Origin of the sequence: Streptomyces sp. HNM0645 (genome assembly GCF_030056615.1) — a bacterium.
GTDB classification, from domain to species: Bacteria; Actinomycetota; Actinomycetes; order Streptomycetales; family Streptomycetaceae; genus Streptomyces; species Streptomyces marianii.
Genome location: NZ_JASHLT010000054.1, coordinates 57,743 through 73,502 on the forward strand (window position 1 = coordinate 57,743; position 15,760 = coordinate 73,502).

Genomic DNA, 15,760 nt, shown 5'->3' on the forward strand with positions numbered 1-15,760 from the left:
CTCAGGCCGGGGCGCCGTGATCGGTCCGCCACATGCTGTGGACCGAGTCCCGCAGACCGATGCGCGGGGTCCAGGGCAGTAACCGCCGGGCCCGCCCGATGTCCAGCCGGGTCCAGTCGCCGCCCTTGCTCCGCACCGGAGTGGCCCGGCGCTCGACCCGGTCCTCCGGGAAGGCGGCGGCCTCCAGCAGCCAGCCGACCAGGTCACCGATCGGCACCGCCTCGCCGCGCCCGATGTTGACGACCAGCCCGCCCGCCGCCGGAGCCCGCCCGGCCCGCACCACCGCCTGTGCGACGTCCCGCACGTCGACGAAGTCCCGCCGGGCGTCGGCGACGCTCAACTCCAGTCGCCCGCCGTCCGCGAGGGCGGTGCTGATACGCGCCATCAGGTCGGCCAAGAAGCTCTCCCGCGGCGGGTGCGGGCCCGACATGTTCGCAGCCCGCAGCACCACCGCGTCCAGCACACCGGCCCGCGCGGCGGCCAGGACGGCCGACGAGGTCTCCAGCTTGATGCGCGCGTACGGTGTGACCGGCTCCGGCATCAGGTCCTCGCGCAGCAACGTGCCCGCCGGGACCGGACCGTACTCGTGCACCGAACCCAGATGGACCAGCCGCGGCCGGTACGTGAGCAGCGCGAGGGCCTCCACCAGGCGCCGCACCAGCCGCAGATGCGAGTACGTCATCTCCTCCTCGGTGTCGCCCCAGCCGCCCGCCGCGTTGACCACGACGTCCGCCGGGGGATCACCCAGCACCGTGGCGGTCCGCCCGGGCGCGGCGGCTGTGAGGTCCAGCGCCGTGAACCCGCACCTGTCGAGATGCGGCGCCGGGCGACGGGCCACGCCGTGCACGTCCCACCCCTGCGCCGCGTACGCCGCGCACACCTGCCGGCCGACGCTGCCCGTCGCCCCCAGAACCACGACCCGCATGCCCGCCTCACCCGTCCCCAGACGTCCCGGCTTTCGGCCACAGCTCCGACTCGACCGCCCGGCACGCGGCGTACTCCGGAAGCGTCCCGGCGGCCCGAGCCTGCTCCAGCGTCGGTGCCGCCCGGTCCCGGCCGGACAGCAGCGCCTCCAGATCGCCCGGCACGGGCAGCCCGAGCGCCGGGTCCAGCGCCGACACGGCGAGCTCGTTCGCCTGCACGTACTCCCCGGACAGCATGTACGACATGACGGTGTCGTCCTCCAGGGCCAAGAAGGCGTGCCCTGCCCCGACCGGGAAGTACACCGCCCGGAATTCCCGGGGGGCCAGCTCGACGGCGTCCCACCGGCCGTACGTCGGGGAACCGACCCGCACGTCGACGACGATGTCCAGCGACCTGCCGCGGGCGCAGTACACGTACTTGGCCGAGCCCGGCGGTGTCACGGTGTAGTGCACGCCCCGCACCACCCCACGCCGGGACCGGCTGTGGTTCGACTGCCGCACCGGAAAGAGCGGGTGGCCGACCGCGGCCGTGAACGCCTCCTCCCGGAACGGTGAGACGAACAGCCCCCGCTCGTCCGGAAACACCTCCGGCTCGAACGTGAACGCCCCCTGCACCGCCAGTTCCCGCGCCTTCATCGATGTCCTCCGGCTTCAGGGATCCCGGTCCCGCGTTGCCCGGTGCTGATCGGCCCGGTGCTGATCGGCCCGGTGCTCATCGGCCCAGTGCCACTTCGCTCAGGTAGTCGACGCCGTCCGTGAAGTTGTAGGGGTGCATGAACCCGCCCGCCCGGACATCGCGGTACAGGCGCGCCAGGGGATGGGAGTTGCTGTAGCCGGCCCCGCCCACGAGCATCAGACAGTCGTCCACCACACCCACGGCGTGCCGGTTGACCAGCAACTTGGCGTACTGGAAGGGCGTCATCATCGCGCGGCCGCGGGCGGCGAGGTCGCCGCTGAGGTCGTCGGCGAGCCGGTCGGCGGTGGTCAGCGCGCTCGCCACCGCGGTGTGCAGCGCGAACAGCCGGGCGTCGATCTCGGCCATCGTGGTCCGTACCCCGGCCGGCGGCGCGCCGCCGCGCCTGAGCAGTTCCACGACGGCGATCCTGCGGGCGGCCTCGGCGATGCCGACGTAGATGCCCAGCATGGCGATCGAGCTGACCGTCTGCCCGGCGAGCGCCGCGTCGTCGCGGACGCCCGGCTCGCCGCGCGGCAGGACCCGGCTCCGGTCCACGGGACAGCCGTCGAAGACGATGTCCACGCTGCCCGAGGACCGCATCCCCATCCCGTCCCAGTTGTCCAGCACGGTCAGGCCCGGGCTCGTGCGCGCGACCACCGGCGCGGCCAGCCGGACGGGGGCGCCCGCCTCCTCCAGCCGGGCCGACACCACGTAGTGGGTGGCGATCCCGGCCATACTGACCAGCGTCTTGCGGCCGTTCAGCCGGTAGGAGCCGTCCGCGGCGCGGGTGAGCACGGTGGTGCCGCGCACGTCCTTCACCGCTCCGCAGATCACGGCCTCACCCGAACCCATGTGCCGGAGCAGGTCCTCGGCGAGCGGCCGCGTCGACGGTGCCCCGTGCCGCCACTCGAAGTCCAGGGTCAGGCCCCGGCTGAACTGCATGTGCAGGGCCAGCGCAACGCCCGCGTCCCGGCCGGCGATCCGGGCCAGGGCCAGCGCGACGTCGTGCAGCGAGCGGACGCCGAGCCCTCCGAGGTCCTCCGGGACGGTGGCGCCCAGCGCTCCCTCCTTGCGCATCCGGTCGAATAGGTGGACGGGCAGAGTGGCCTCGCGGTCGTTCTCCCGGCTCTCCGCCTCCAGGGCCGGCAGATACCGCTCCAGGAGGTCGAGCAGCCGTCGCCCGGCCGGGGTCTTGGGTTCGCACAGGCCGTTGTCGGCCAGGACACCGGGGTGTTCGTGCACAGATGCCTCTTTCATGACTCCTCGTAAGGATGGGAGACAACTCCTGGGGAGCAGGCTGCCGACCGTCGTTCGAGCGTCACTGGAGCGAAGGTTCCGGGCACGTGGTCCACCGGCGTTCCGCCGCCGTTCCAGGGCCTGCCGGTGTGCTGTGGTGGCCCGAGAGGAGTGGAGGCGACGAGCATGCGGATCATCGACATCTCCAGCGCGGTGGACGTGTCGGGATGGGAACCGGACGAAGTGCGGCACGAGGTGCTCAGCCCCCGGGACGGCGCCGTCCACATGAGCGAGGAGATGCGGCGTCACTTCGGCGTGGGGTTCGACCCCGACGAGTTGCCCGACGGCGAGTTCCTGTCGCTCGACAGGCTCACGCTCACGTCCCACACCGGCACGCACATAGACGCGCCCTCTCACTACGGCTCGCGGGCGCACTACGGCGACGGCAGGCCGCGGAACATCGACGAGCTGCCGCTCGACTGGTTCTACGGCCCGGGGCTGCTGCTCGACCTCACCGGCTGCGAGGGGCCGACGGCCGGTGTCGGGGACCTGGAGAAGGAACTGGCCCGCATCGGCCGGGTGCCGGAGCCGGGCACCATCGTGCTGCTCCGCACCGGCGCCTCCGAGCGGGCCGGGACGGAACGGTACTTCACCGACTTCACCGGTCTGGACGGTCCCGCCGTGAACCTGCTGCTCGACCACGGCGTGCGGGTCATCGGCACCGACGCGTTCAGCCTGGACGCGCCGTTCGGCGCCATCATCCGCCGGTACCGGGAGACGGGTGACCGGTCGGTGCTCTGGCCGGCGCATGTCACCGGCCGGCACCGGGAGTACTGCCAGATAGAGCGGCTGGGAGGTCTGGCCGCGCTGCCGCAGGGCGACGGCTTCCACGTCGCCTGCTTCCCGGTGAAGATCGCCGGCGCGGGCGCCGGCTGGACCCGCGCGGTCGCCTTCGTCGACGAATGAACGTCCCGAAACGTTCCGGGCGGTGGCCCCGGCTCGGCGGCCACCCAGCATCGAGAGGGATCATGGAGCCGAACGAATCGACATGTCGTATCTGCGGTGGCCGAGTACGGGAGTTCTTTGACTTCGGCCGCCAGCCGCTGTCCGACTACTTCCCGTCGGAGGAGGAGCTCGACAACGAGTTCTTCTTCCGGCTCGCGGTCGGGATGTGCGCCACGTGCACCATGGTCCAGCTGTTGGAGGAGGTGCCCCGGGATCGCATGTTCCGCTACGACTACCCGTACCATTCTTCCGGGTCCGAGCGGATGCGCGAGCACTTCGCGGCGACCGCCCGTCGGCTGATCGACACCGAGCTGACCGGGCAGGACCCGTTCTGCGTGGAGATCGGCAGCAACGACGGAGTGACGCTCCGCACGGTGCGCGACGCCGGTGTCCGGCACCTGGGTGTGGAGCCCTCCGGCGGTGTCGCGGACGTGTCCCGGGCCGAGGGCATCCAGGTGCGGACCGCGTTCTTCGAGGAGTCCACGGCCCGGGAGATCGTCGAGGAGCACGGCTGCGCGAACGTCATCTACGCGGCCAACACCATCTGTCACATCCCCTACCTGGACTCCGTCTTCCGCGGCGTCGACGCCCTGCTCGCTCCCGACGGTGTGTTCGTCTTCGAGGACCCCTACCTCGGCGACATCGTCGAGAAGAACACCTTCGACCAGATCTACGACGAGCACTTCTACCTGTTCACCGCCCGCTCGGTGAGCCTCACCGCCCAGCGCTTCGGGTTCGAACTGGTCGACGTCGAGCGGCTCCCGGTGCACGGTGGGGAGGTTCGCTACACCATCGCCCGCGCGGGCCGACGGCAGCAGAGCCCCCGGGTCGGCGAACTCATCGCCCAGGAGAGCCGGCGCGGGCTCGCCGACCTGACGACGCTGGAGAAGTTCGGCGCCCAGGTCAGGCGGGTCTGCTGGGACCTGGTGGCCCGCCTGCGCGAGCTGCGCGACCTCGGCTTCTACGTCGTCGGGTACGGGGCGACCGCCAAGAGCGCCACGGTGCTCAACTACGCGGGAATCGGGCCCGATCTGCTGCCGTGCGTCTACGACACCACGCCGGCCAAGATCGGTCGTCGGCTCCCCGGGTCGCACATCCCCATCCGCTCCGCGGAGGAGTTCCGGGCCCCCTACCCCGACTACGCGCTGCTCTTCGCCTGGAACCACCTGGACGAAGTCCAAAAGCGAGAGGCGGAGTTCACGAAGCAGGGGGGGCGCTGGATCCTCTACGTCCCGGAGTTCCGGATCAGCTGATCCCGGGGGCGTCGTCCCCGGGTAGCCGGACGGAGAGGGCGTGCCGGAAGGCGTCGTTCGGATCCCAGCGCTCCTTGACCTGCTGGAGCGCGGCGTAGTTGTCCCGGAAGTACAGACGGTGCCAGGGCACGCCACTGCGGTTGAGGTCCGGCTCGGCCAGGTCGGCGTCGGCGTAGTTCACGAAGGTGCCCCCGTAGCCGCGGCCGGGGTCGGGCACTCCGTCGGCGTCGCCGAAGAACTCCTCGTAGGACGCCCGAACCCAGTCCAGGTGGAGAGCGTCCTCTCCCTCGTCGAACCAGAACACCGACCAGTAGGTCTTGAGCACCGCGTCCCGGTGGGCCATGGCTGTGTCCGCCGGGCCGGGCCGGTTCACCTCACCCCCGTGCGAGAGCAGATAGACCGTCGCGGCGGGGTTGTGGTGTCCGGAGGTGTCGGTGAGCCGCCGGTACACCATCCGGGCCTGCTGTTCGCTCCAGCCGGTGCGCAGGAAGGCCGCCTTGGACTTGAACCGGCCCTTGACCCCGGCGAACTCGTCCGGGACGAGGGTCGCCGCGAGCCATGGCAGCGTGGTCACCGAGATCTCCGGGCGGGCGCCGACGTTCCTCGACACCTCCGCGATGAACCGGTCGGTGAGCTCCTGCGCGTCGGGCCGCGTGGCGTCGACGGCCGTCTCCACCGTCAGGGGCCCGCCGCCGGTCCGTGGCAGGGCGAGGCTGTTGTCGAGCTGGGCGCCCGGATCGCCGGGGGCCGCGTGCCGCTCGTGCCAGGTGCCGAAGTTCCCCACGAGCGTGAGGAAGGCGGCCTCGTCGACGTTCTGCCAGTCCCACCGCGCCGTCTTGCGCAGCACTGCGGCCGGCGGCCTGGGCAGCAGCCGGCCCGGGTCCGCGGGCCGGGAGCCCTCGTCCGTGCCGGGGGAGCGGAACAGATAGCGCGTGACCAGACCGAAGCTGCCCCCGCCCCCACCGGTGTGCGCCCACCACAGGTCACGGTGCGGGTCCGACAGCTCCCTGGTGGCCCGTACCAGCCGGGCCCTCCCGGCGGAGTCCACCACCACGACCTCGACCCCGTGGAGATGGTCGACCGACAGCCCGTAGCGGCGGGACAGCGCTCCGCCCCCGCCGCCCGCCACATGGCCGCCGACTCCGACCTCGGGGCAGCGCCCGGCCGGGACGGTCACGCCCCACCCCAGGTACAGGCTTCGGTACATGGTTCCGAGGGTGGCCCCCGAGTCGACGGAGAACGCGTTCAGTTCCTCGTCGTGGTACACCGACCGCATCTCGGACACGTCGATCACCGTGGCGACGGCGGGGTCGTCCACGAGTGACTCGAAGCAGTGCCCCCCGCTGCGCACCGCCAGCCGGGTGCCGTCGCGCACGCTGTCCTGTACCGCCCGCACGGCTTGTTCCGCGGTGGCCACCACCCGGATCGTGTCGGGGTCGGGGCGGAAGCGGGCGTTGATGCCGCGGCCGGCCAGGTCGGGGTAGCGGGGATCGCGCCGGTCGACGACGGCCGACGGTCGGGCCTGCGTGTGCGGTGCCGAGGGAGCCTGCGGGTACCGGGCCACGGGAGACGCCCCTTCCAGGTGTCTGCGAACTGTCTCCGGAATCTGTCTCCGGGGACGGTAGATGTGCCGCTCACACCCCCTCAACGTCGCTCCAGCGTGGCGCGAGCGGCACTCCGGCACCCGTGTCAGTGGGCGTTCTTGTTGCGGTACAGACGCATGGTGAGCGGTGCGAAGACGGCCACCAGACCGGCGGAGACGCACAGGACCAGGCCCACGTCCCAAAAGCCGGCAGTGCCGTGCATGAGCTCGCGGGAGGCCGTCGCCGCGTGGCTCATCGGGTTGGCGTCGACGATGGCCTGCATCCATCCCGGCATCGTCTCCGGCATGACGAAGATGTTGCTCATGAAGAGCAGCGGATAGAGCACGATCATGCTGGTCCCCGAGACCCGCTCGGGCTCGCTGGCCACCACGCCCAGGGCGGCGAAGATCCAGCTCACGCTGAACCCGAAGACGATGAGCACCAGGATCGCGCCGACCACGCCGAGGAAGCCGTCGTCGGGGCGGAAGCCCAGCAGCAGACCGAGGGACACCGTGGTCGCCAGGGCGACGACGTACCGGAGCACGTCACCGAGGAGACTGCCCGCGATCGTCGCCGGCTGCCAGAAGGGGAGCGTCCGGAAACGGTCGAAGACGCCTTTGTGGATGTCCGTGTTGAGCGAGGTGCCGGTGTAGACCGTCATCATGACGACCGCCTGTACCGTCACACCCGGAAGGTAGAACTGCAGGTACTCCTCGGTGGAGTCCGCGAACGCCCCGCCGAACAGGTACGTGAACATCAGCAGGAAGATCAGCGGCATCAGGACGATGTCGATCAGCTGCACCGGGAAGTGTTTGAACGCCATCATCGCCCGCCACAGATGGGTCATGGTGGCGGACACCGCCGTCGCGCGGGCCGGGCGTTCACCTGCGGACAGCACCGTCCGCAGCCGGCCGCTCACAGCGGTCGTGGATTCCACGGTGCCGGGGGATGTGGTCATGCCGCCTTCTCCTCTTCCGCCGCTTCCTCGGTGCGCCGGTCCTCGGCCGGGTGGCCGGTCAGGGCCAGGAACACCTCGTCGAGACTGGACTGGCCGAGGGAGAAGCTGCGTACCTCGAGCGGCGTACGCGACAGCTCGGCCAGGGCCCGCATGCCCTGCCGGGGGTCGTCGATCCGCGCGGTCAGCGCCGTGGGGTCGGAGTCGCGGTGGACCGTGACTCCCAGTTCCGCGCTCAGCAGCCGTTCCGCCTCGGCGCGCGACCGGGCGTCGTGCAGGCGCAGCCGCAGGACGTTCGACCCCAGCGAGGACTTCAGCTCCCCGGTGGTTCCCTCCGCGATCACCCGGCCGTGGTCGATGACCGCGACGCGGTCGGCCAGTTGGTCCGCCTCGTCGAGATACTGCGTGGTCAGCAGCACCGTCGTGCCGGCGTCCACCAGAGCCCGGACGATGTCCCAGACCTGGTTCCGGCTGCGCGGGTCGAGACCGGTGGTCGGTTCGTCCAGGAAGAGCAGGTCGGGGGTGACGACGATGCTCGCGGCGATGTCGAGCCGCCGCCGCATACCACCGGAGTAGGTCTTCAGGAGCCGGTCGCGGGCGTCGCCGAGCCCGAAGCCGTTGATCAGTTCGGTGGCGCGCTCCCTGGCCCGTGCCCAGGAGTAGCCCTGGAGCCGGCCCATCATGACGAGGTTCTCCGTACCGGTCAGGCCCTCGTCGACGGAGGCGTACTGGCCGGTGACACTGATCCTGCGGCGGACCGTGTCGGGTTCGCTCGTCACGTCGTGACCGAAGACCCGGGCCGTACCGTCGTCCGGGCGCAGCAGCGTCGCCAGCATGCGGATGGTGGTGGACTTGCCGGAGCCGTTCGGCCCCAGGATCCCGTAGACGAGACCGGCCGGGACGTTGAGATCCAGGCCGTCCACCGCCCTCGTCCCGTTGTAGATCTTGACGAGGCCGGACGTTTCGATGGCCCATGTCGGTCGCGTGTTCACAGAACGCCCCCAGTGGTCACATGGAGCGGACAAAGCGTGCACTCTAATTGGTTTCGGTCACTCGACTTCACGTTGAGTACCGTAGCCCCCAATGAGGACACTTCATGGCCGCGATTGTCCCGCTCGCCGAGCCGTTTTCCGTACGGCGCTCCACCGGGTCTCGTGACCGTTTCGAGTGGGGCGCCCGACGCTGGGGGTGCGGCCACGGACGCCGCGAACCCAGGAGGCTTGAGGTGACCCTGACGAAGCCGGATGTCGATGTCCTCGTGGTGGGCGGCGGTCTCGGAGGACTGTCCACCGCACTGTTCCTGGCCCGCCGGGGCGTGCGGGTCCTGTTGGCGGAGCGGCACGCCACCACCTCGCTCCTGCCCAAGGCGGCCGGCCAGAACCCGCGCACCATGGAGCTGTTCCGCTTCGGCGGCGTGGCCGACGACATCCTGGCCACGGACGACATCCGCGGTGCCCGGGGCGACTTCACGATCAAGGTCGTGGAGCGCGTGGGCGGCCGCGTCCTGCGCAGCTTCGCGGAGAGCTTCGAGGAACTGGTCGGTGCGACGGAACAGTGCACACCCATGCCCTGGGCGCTCGCCCCCCAGGACCGAGTGGAGCCCGTCCTGCTGTCCCACGCCGTCAAGCATGGCGCGGACATCAGGTTCGCCACCGAGCTGACCTCCTTCCAGGCGGGCGACGACGGTGTCACCGCCCGCCTGCGCGACCTGAGCACGGGAGCGGAGAGCACCGTGGGTGCCCGCTACCTGGTCGCCGCCGACGGACCCCGTAGCGCGATCCGGGAGAGCCTGGGCATCACCCGGCACGGCCACGGCACCCTGGACCACTTCATGGGCGTCATCTTCGAGGCAGACCTCACCGCCGTCGTGCCGCCCGGCTCCACCGGCTGGTACTACCTGCAGCACCCGCACTTCACCGGCACGTTCGGCCCCACCGACCGGCCCAACCGGCACACCTTCTACGTCCGCTACGACCCCGAACGCGGCGAGACGCCGGATGACTACACACCGCAGCGCTGCACCGAGCTGATCCGGCTGGCCGTCGACGCACCCGGGCTCGTGCCGGACATCCTCGACATCCAGGCATGGGACATGGCGGCGTACATCGCCGACCGGTGGCGCGAAGGGCCGGTGCTGCTGGTCGGCGACGCCGCCAAGGTCACGCCGCCCACCGGGGGAATGGGCGGCAACACCGCCATAGGCGACGGGTTCGACGTGGCCTGGAAGCTGGCCGCCGTGCTGCGCGGGGAGGCGGGCGAGGGGCTCCTCGACAGCTACGGGGCGGAGCGGTCGCTCGTGGCCCGCCTCGTCGTCGACGAGTCACTCGCCATCTACGCCCAGCGCATGGCCCCCCACCTGCTCGGCAGCGTTCCCGAGGAACGCGGCACGGCGCAGGTCGTCCTGGGCTTCCGCTACCGCTCCGCCGCCGTCGCCGCCGAGGACGACGACTCCGAGCCGACCGAGGACCCGCTACGCCCGTCCGGCCGCCCCGGCTTCCGCGCGCCCCACCTCTGGATCGAACAGGCCGGGACGCGGCGTTCCACCGTCGAGTTGTTCGGCGACCGCTGGGTGCTCCTGGCGGCACCGGAGGGCGGCGCGTGGGCACAGGCGGCCGCCCGCGCCGCCGCGGATCTGGGCATCCGTCTCGACATCCATCTCGTCGGCCGCGATGTCACCGACCCCGCCGGCGAACTGACGCGGACTTACGGGATCGGCCGGGCGGGAGCCGGCCTGATACGTCCGGACGGCGTGGTCGCCTGGCGGACGGCGGTGGCGCCGGGAGCGGAGGCCCAGGAGCAGCTGGGCACCCTGCTCACCCGGCTGCTGGCCCGCTGATCGGAGTGTCCCTCGCCGGCGCCACCGCCACGGAGCGGTCGGGCCCCGGTGACGCCGCCCGGGCCAGCCGCTCCGACAACTCCTTTATGTAGTCGATCAGTTCAGGTGGTTCATGCACCTCGAACTCGATGCCGAACATCCCGATGGTGAGCGCCAGCCACTCCAGCGAGTCGGCGGCCGAACGCAGCCGGCACGTCCGGTCGTCGACCGCCGTGAGGATTCCGTCGCGCGGGCGGATCCGCTCCGCCACCACCTCGACCGGCGCGTGCAGGGTGACCAGTGCCCGGTAGCCGGCCAACGAGGACGTGATCGACTGCGCCACATAGGCCGCCGCGTCCTCGGCAGGCAACTCGCGCTGCTGGAAACGGACCCCCGTCAACAGCAGCGATTCCATGCGGTCCACGCGGAAGGTGCGCCAGTCCTGTCGTCCCAAGTCCCAGGACAGCACGTACCACTTACGGTTCACGTGGACCAGGCGGTACGGCTCCACCAGACGGCTGCTCGTCTCACCGTCGCGCTTGCGGTAGGTGAACCTCAGCCGCTCCTGGTCGCGGCATGCCTGGGCCACCGACGTCAGGGACTCGGGGCGCACGGTCGGCGCCACTGTGAACATGGGAACGGTGTACATCTGAAGGGCGTTGACCCGGCTGCGCAGCCGCTTGGGCAGCACCTGCTCCAGCTTGGCCAGCGCACGGATCGAGGTGTCCTCGATGTCCGCCACGCTTCCCCCCGCGGCCGTCCGCAACCCGACCGCGATGGCGACCGCCTCGTCGTCGTCAAGGAGCAGTGGAGGCAGGATGGCGCCCGCCTCCAGCCGGTAGCCCCCGCCGACGCCCGGGTTCGCCTGGACCGGGTAGCCGAGATCCCGCAGCCGTTCCACGTCCCGGCGCAGCGTCCGCGGGCTGACCCCGAGCCGCTCCGCCAACTTGCGCCCCGGCCAGTCCCGGCTGTTCTGGAGGAGGGACAGCAGCCGGAGCATGCGGGACGGCGTCTCGGTCATGCCCCCAGAGTGGCACGAATCGCGGTCACTCCATGGCCGCGATACCGCCATATTTTCACCGGCCACACAGGCGCCCATGGCCACTCCCCGAATAACCTCTTATAGTCGTACGCAGGCTCGGTTGGCAGAGACCACGCCAGTTCCTTGCCGAGAGAAGACGGGGAAGTAGATGAGTAGCACCCGGTTGCGGGACTCAGGGCCAAACTCGCCTGCCCGTTCACTCCCGGGCGAGTCCGCCTGGGTGTTCCCGAAGTGAAAGTGCAGACCGGGAGGGTGGGCCGGTCCGTCGAGGGCTGATCGCTGCGACACCCCGACTCGTTTGCTATAGGGAATCCACTGAATCGCGATGCCGTTGTGGTCGAAACGGCAACGCGAAGGGGTGGAGTTCCATCGGAAACCGGGGGAAGGAAATGCATGACGATCCGAGTCGTGATTGCTGAAGAGCTGGAAATGGTCCGTGCCGCGCTGGTTCTCCTAATGGAGCGTGAATCGGACATCAAAGTCGTCGCTTCCACAGGCGTCGACAGCGAGTTGATCCGGACGGTTCTGGAGCGCAGTCCCGACGTGACGGTCATCGATGTCGACATGCACGAGCGGGAAAGTCTCCTCGCCGCCATGGCGATTCAGGAGCACCTTCCGGACTGCCGCACACTGCTCACCGCGCGATTCGCCCGGCTGGCCACAGTGCGGCGGTCGCTGGCATCCGGCCTCGGCGGCCTGGTGCTGAAGAGTTCCCCCCCGGCGCACCTCAGCGATGCCATACGCAGCGTGCACGAGGGCCGCCGCGTCTTCGACACCGAACTGACGCTCGCTGCCTGGGGCAACACCGGATGCCCGCTCACGGAACGGGAGTTGGAGATACTCCAGCTCGCCGCCGCGGGGGACGACATCAACGAAATCGCCGTCAAGCTGTCGCTCTCTCCCGGGACGGTCCGCAACTATCTGGCGGCCACCGTCCGGAAGATGGACGCGCGCAACCGGCTCGACGCGGTACGCATCGCCAGTATGTCCGGCTGGATCTGACCTCGGTCAAGGGCGGCGGAGGGGTCGTCGGCTCAGGATCCGGTGAGCGGTGCCCACCAGGAGCGGTGGTCGCGGTACCAGGCCACTGTCTCGGCGAGCGAGTCCCGGAAGTCCCGGCGTGGCTGATACCCGAGCAGCGCGGTGATTTTCCCGTGGTCGACGGCGTAGCGCCGGTCGTGCCCCTTGCGGTCGGCGACGAACTCCACGGAGTCCCAGCCGGCGCCCACCGCGTCCAGCAGCAGAGCCGTCAGCTCCTTGTTGGACAGCTCCGTGCCGCCGCCGACGTTGTAGATCTCGCCCGGGGAGCCGCCCTTCCTGACCAGTTCGACCGCGTCGACGTGGTCCTGGACGTGCAGCCAGTTCCGTAGGTTGCCGCCGTCGCCGTAGAGCGGCACCCGGCGACCGCTCAGCAGGGTCGTCACAAAACGTGGAATGACCTTCTCCGGATGCTGATGGGTGCCATAGTTGTTCGAGCACCGGGTGATCCGGATGTCCAGCCCGTGCGTGTGGTGGTACGACAGCGCCAGCAGATCGCTCGACGCCTTCGTGGCCGCGTACGCGGAACTGGGGCGCAGCGGATCGGTCTCCGTGCTGGCACCGACATCGACGGAGCCGTACACCTCGTCCGTGGAAATGTGGACGAAGATCCTGGGAGCGTGGCGCAGGGCTGCCGCCAGCAGCGTTTGCATACCCATCACGTTCGTGCGTACGAATTCCGCCGCTCCCAGCACCGAGCGGTCGACGTGTGACTCGGCTGCGAAGTGAACGATCTGGTCGTGGTCGGCGATCAGCCGATCGACGAGCGGGGTATCGCAGATGTCACCGTGCACGAAGGCGAACCGCTCGTCGCCACGTATGGGATCGAGGTTGGCCGGGTTTCCCGCATAGGTCAGGCTGTCCAGCACCGTTACCCCGACCGAGCCGTCACCGCGTGGGCCGAGCAAGGTGCGGACGTAATGCGAGCCGATGAAGCCGGCGCCGCCGGTCACCAGGATTCTTGTGGTCATGAGGAGATCTCCACCCTGCTGTCGTCACCGAGGATGAGACGGGAACCTGCGGGTACGCGGGGGGCCGGAGCGACGGTCACGTTCCGCCCCAGGAGCGAGTGCTGGACCCGGCGCGTGCCCGTGAGCCGGGAGTCGCCCAGCATGATGGAGAACTCGATCTCGCTGTCCTCGATCGAGCAGTTCTCCGCGATGGACGTGTAGGGCCCGACGTACGATCCCGTCACCACCGTCCCGGCCCCGATGACGGCGGGCCCCACGATGCGCGACGCCCGGATCTGCGCTCCCGCCTCGATCCGTACCCGCCCCACCAGTTCGCTGGCCGCGTCGACCTGGCCCTCCGTGCCCGGCTCGATCCCGTCCAGCACGGATCGGTTCACCTCCAGCATGTCGGCGACGTTTCCCGTGTCCTTCCAATAGCCGGAGATGGTGGTGGACCGCACGTCGTAGGGTTTGTCGAGAAGCCACTGGAGGGCGTCCGTGATTTCCAGCTCGCCCCGCCGTGACGGTGTGAGGGTGCGAACCGCCTCGTGCACGACCGGCGTGAACAAGTAGATCCCGACCACAGCGAGATCACTGCGGGGGTGCCTCGGCTTCTCCTCCAGCGCGACGACGCGGCCGTCCCAGCCGGTCTCCGCCACGCCGAAGCTGGACGGGTCGGAGACACGGGTGAGCAGGATCTGGGCATCAGGGCGCTCCGCGCGGAACTTGTCGACGAGCTCCGCGATGCCGCCGACCACGAAGTTGTCCCCGAGATACATGACGAAGTCCTCCTCGCCGAGATAGTCGCGGGCGATGAGGACGGCGTGAGCCAGGCCCAGGGGCGCCTCCTGCGGAAGGTAGGTGACGCGGAGCCCGAATCTGTCGCCGCTCCCGACGGCCTTGCGGATCTCGTTGGCCGTCTCCCCGACGACGATGCCGACCTCGGTGATGCCGGCCTGAGCGATGTCCTCGAGGACGTAGTAGAGGACCGGCTTGTTGGCTACCGGCACCAACTGCTTGGGAGACGTGTGTGTGAAGGGCCGCAGGCGCGTGCCCGCCCCCCCGGACAGGACGAGAGCCTTCATGCCGCCGGAGCCTAGGCAGCGCCGCTCAAGCCCAACTGGTGTACGGATCGCGGGCCTGTGGTCCCGGGGCCGTGCGGCGTGCGCCTGCCAGCGCAACAGATCGGTATTCAGGTGCACCGACGCCGGCCTCGGTGCGGGTGCGGAAGGCATGCCGGTGGACGTGCTCCCGTCGCCGGGCGGGTAGGTGGTGAGGTTGCCGCTGACCACCCAGGCGTCGGTGTCGGGGTGGACGGGCACGATGCGCGCGGCAACGAACATACCCTTGCGTAGACTCCCCAAAGCACGCCGCCCCAGGTTGGAGTGGACCCGGTAGACGAGGTCGTCCAGCAGGTTGTGCAGGATGGCGGCGTTGGCTGGAGCCTGCTGCGCTACACCACACCGGACGGCTTCCTCAACGCCCGAGCACCGATCAGGGGTCCCGACCACGTCTCTCGGGTACGCGCCCAGGCCCGTTGGACAGTCGAGATTGCGTTGATCGGCTGGCGTCGCTGCCTGGCGACAGCCGCGAGGCATGGTGGCACAGGAGCGCGCTTGTCCCAGGCACAGGGCCTGACTGAGCTGATCGTGTAGGGACTGGATCTCTCCGTTCGTGACCGGGGCGTGCTCGGCTACGGTGAGGGTGATGAGTCCGTTGGGGAATGACGGGGGACCCGGGAACCGTGGACGGAGCGGATGGCCGCGTTCACCGCACTCGTTGAACGGGAAGGACGGGGGCGCATGGCCTGGGAAGAATGGGAACGGTCCAAGGCCGCGGTGCGGGACCGGTACGAAGCAAGGATGCAGCTGAACCAGGCCGCGCCTGGAAGCAGCGCCGGTGGTGGAGATCTCGTCGTGCACCAGGACGACTTGGGGGCCGTGGGCCACGAGGCGTTCATCCTCCACGGCAAGCTGAAGAGGAAGTCCGATATCGCCGGGACAGGTGCCGACAAGAGCGGATCAGGGTCCACTATGCAGGCCGCCGCCGCGCTCAAGAGCCACAACCTGGGACTCGGCGCGGAGCTTGAGTCGACCGTCGAGGTCTGGACCTCAGAGGGCGATATGAGAGTTGATGGCTGATTTTGCCGCTTCGTTGAGGGTGAGCGGCAGGTCGCTGCAGGATCCGCGACTTCAGTAGCGATCCCCATCGAGGGCTCTTTCGATCTTCGTTTGGCCCGCCCACTGATCCAAGACGGGACTGCCTAGGGGTTGTGAGCCCTGTG

At 69.9% G+C, this 15,760-nt stretch carries 14 protein-coding genes; 5 read left to right on the forward strand and 9 right to left on the reverse strand.

The genetic code is table 11. The features are described from left to right. Position 1: 1 nt before the first annotated feature. From QMZ92_RS30055 to dnmZ, 3 genes are all read right to left on the reverse strand, one after another. Positions 2-925 carry an NAD-dependent epimerase/dehydratase family protein gene (locus QMZ92_RS30055; protein ID WP_283300723.1) on the reverse strand — a complete coding sequence of 308 codons (924 nt, stop codon included), beginning with the start codon at positions 923-925 and terminating at the stop codon, positions 2-4. A 7-nt stretch (positions 926-932) separates the two neighbouring features. Beyond that, the gene (dnmU, locus tag QMZ92_RS30060) at positions 933-1,559 is read right to left on the reverse strand and encodes a dTDP-4-dehydrorhamnose 3,5-epimerase DnmU (protein ID WP_283300724.1); all 627 of its coding nucleotides are present in this window, start codon (positions 1,557-1,559) and stop codon (positions 933-935) included. Between the two features lie 76 nt (positions 1,560-1,635). Then, the gene (gene dnmZ / locus QMZ92_RS30065; protein WP_283300725.1) at positions 1,636-2,856 is read right to left on the reverse strand and encodes an amino sugar nitrososynthase DnmZ; all 1,221 of its coding nucleotides are present in this window, start codon (positions 2,854-2,856) and stop codon (positions 1,636-1,638) included. 165 nt (positions 2,857-3,021) lie between these two features. Between dnmZ and QMZ92_RS30070 the strand changes: the two genes are divergently transcribed. Together QMZ92_RS30070 and QMZ92_RS30075 are read left to right on the forward strand one after the other, a co-directional pair. Next, complete coding sequence (locus QMZ92_RS30070; RefSeq protein ID WP_283300726.1) at positions 3,022-3,801, forward strand: cyclase family protein; 780 nt, start codon at positions 3,022-3,024, stop codon at positions 3,799-3,801. A gap of 62 nt (positions 3,802-3,863) precedes the next feature. Next, positions 3,864-5,093, forward strand: coding sequence for a class I SAM-dependent methyltransferase (locus QMZ92_RS30075; protein WP_283300727.1), 1,230 nt, complete (start codon positions 3,864-3,866; stop codon positions 5,091-5,093). Here QMZ92_RS30075 and QMZ92_RS30080 read toward each other — a convergent pair. From QMZ92_RS30080 to drrA, 3 genes are all read right to left on the reverse strand, one after another. Then, the gene (locus tag QMZ92_RS30080; RefSeq protein WP_283300728.1) at positions 5,086-6,657 is read right to left on the reverse strand and encodes an FAD-binding oxidoreductase; all 1,572 of its coding nucleotides are present in this window, start codon (positions 6,655-6,657) and stop codon (positions 5,086-5,088) included. The genes QMZ92_RS30075 and QMZ92_RS30080 overlap by 8 nt on opposite strands. Positions 6,658-6,782: 125 nt before the next feature. After that, positions 6,783-7,634, reverse strand: a complete 852-nt coding sequence (gene drrB, locus QMZ92_RS30085; RefSeq protein WP_283300729.1) for a daunorubicin/doxorubicin ABC transporter permease DrrB — start codon at positions 7,632-7,634, stop codon at positions 6,783-6,785. Further along, complete coding sequence (gene drrA, locus QMZ92_RS30090) at positions 7,631-8,623, reverse strand: daunorubicin/doxorubicin transporter ATP-binding protein DrrA (protein ID WP_283300730.1); 993 nt, start codon at positions 8,621-8,623, stop codon at positions 7,631-7,633. The genes drrB and drrA overlap by 4 nt, the downstream gene beginning before the upstream one ends. Before the next feature lie 233 nt (positions 8,624-8,856). On the opposite strand from drrA, the gene rdmE reads away from it, so the two are divergent. Beyond that, a complete protein-coding gene (gene rdmE / locus QMZ92_RS30095) occupies positions 8,857-10,467 on the forward strand; it encodes an aklavinone 12-hydroxylase RdmE (RefSeq protein ID WP_283300731.1) in 1,611 nt (536 codons plus the stop codon). Here the strand turns inward: rdmE and QMZ92_RS30100 are convergent. Then, positions 10,445-11,467, reverse strand: a complete 1,023-nt coding sequence (locus QMZ92_RS30100) for a helix-turn-helix transcriptional regulator (RefSeq protein WP_283300732.1) — start codon at positions 11,465-11,467, stop codon at positions 10,445-10,447. The genes rdmE and QMZ92_RS30100 overlap by 23 nt on opposite strands. 414 nt (positions 11,468-11,881) lie before the next feature. On the opposite strand from QMZ92_RS30100, the gene QMZ92_RS30105 reads away from it, so the two are divergent. Further along, the gene (locus QMZ92_RS30105) at positions 11,882-12,490 is read left to right on the forward strand and encodes a response regulator transcription factor (RefSeq protein ID WP_138053149.1); all 609 of its coding nucleotides are present in this window, start codon (positions 11,882-11,884) and stop codon (positions 12,488-12,490) included. Positions 12,491-12,522: 32 nt separating this feature from the next. On the opposite strand, the gene rfbB is transcribed toward QMZ92_RS30105, so the two are convergent. After that, positions 12,523-13,497, reverse strand: a complete 975-nt coding sequence (gene rfbB, locus QMZ92_RS30110) for a dTDP-glucose 4,6-dehydratase (RefSeq protein ID WP_283300733.1) — start codon at positions 13,495-13,497, stop codon at positions 12,523-12,525. After that, positions 13,494-14,561, reverse strand: coding sequence for a glucose-1-phosphate thymidylyltransferase (locus QMZ92_RS30115; RefSeq protein ID WP_283300734.1), 1,068 nt, complete (start codon positions 14,559-14,561; stop codon positions 13,494-13,496). Before QMZ92_RS30115 ends, rfbB begins: the two co-directional genes overlap by 4 nt. A 717-nt stretch (positions 14,562-15,278) precedes the next feature. Here QMZ92_RS30115 and QMZ92_RS30120 point away from each other — a divergent pair. After that, positions 15,279-15,617, forward strand: coding sequence for a hypothetical protein (locus tag QMZ92_RS30120; protein WP_283300735.1), 339 nt, complete (start codon positions 15,279-15,281; stop codon positions 15,615-15,617). The last annotated feature ends 143 nt before the right edge of the window (positions 15,618-15,760 follow it).

What these genes read in the sequence shown, in the direction of transcription:
- QMZ92_RS30055 (WP_283300723.1), bottom strand. Translation starts at nt 925, where the DNA reads ATGCGGGTCGTGGTTCTGGGGGCGACGGGCAGCGTCGGCCGGCAGGTG.
- dnmU (WP_283300724.1), bottom strand. Translation starts at nt 1,559, where the DNA reads ATGAAGGCGCGGGAACTGGCGGTGCAGGGGGCGTTCACGTTCGAGCCG.
- dnmZ (WP_283300725.1), bottom strand. Translation starts at nt 2,856, where the DNA reads ATGAAAGAGGCATCTGTGCACGAACACCCCGGTGTCCTGGCCGACAAC.
- QMZ92_RS30070 (WP_283300726.1), top strand. Translation starts at nt 3,022, where the DNA reads ATGCGGATCATCGACATCTCCAGCGCGGTGGACGTGTCGGGATGGGAA.
- QMZ92_RS30075 (WP_283300727.1), top strand. Translation starts at nt 3,864, where the DNA reads ATGGAGCCGAACGAATCGACATGTCGTATCTGCGGTGGCCGAGTACGG.
- drrB (WP_283300729.1), bottom strand. Translation starts at nt 7,634, where the DNA reads ATGACCACATCCCCCGGCACCGTGGAATCCACGACCGCTGTGAGCGGC.
- QMZ92_RS30100 (WP_283300732.1), bottom strand. Translation starts at nt 11,467, where the DNA reads ATGACCGAGACGCCGTCCCGCATGCTCCGGCTGCTGTCCCTCCTCCAG.
- QMZ92_RS30105 (WP_138053149.1), top strand. Translation starts at nt 11,882, where the DNA reads ATGACGATCCGAGTCGTGATTGCTGAAGAGCTGGAAATGGTCCGTGCC.
- rfbB (WP_283300733.1), bottom strand. Translation starts at nt 13,497, where the DNA reads ATGACCACAAGAATCCTGGTGACCGGCGGCGCCGGCTTCATCGGCTCG.
- QMZ92_RS30115 (WP_283300734.1), bottom strand. Translation starts at nt 14,561, where the DNA reads ATGAAGGCTCTCGTCCTGTCCGGGGGGGCGGGCACGCGCCTGCGGCCC.
- QMZ92_RS30120 (WP_283300735.1), top strand. Translation starts at nt 15,279, where the DNA reads ATGGCCTGGGAAGAATGGGAACGGTCCAAGGCCGCGGTGCGGGACCGG.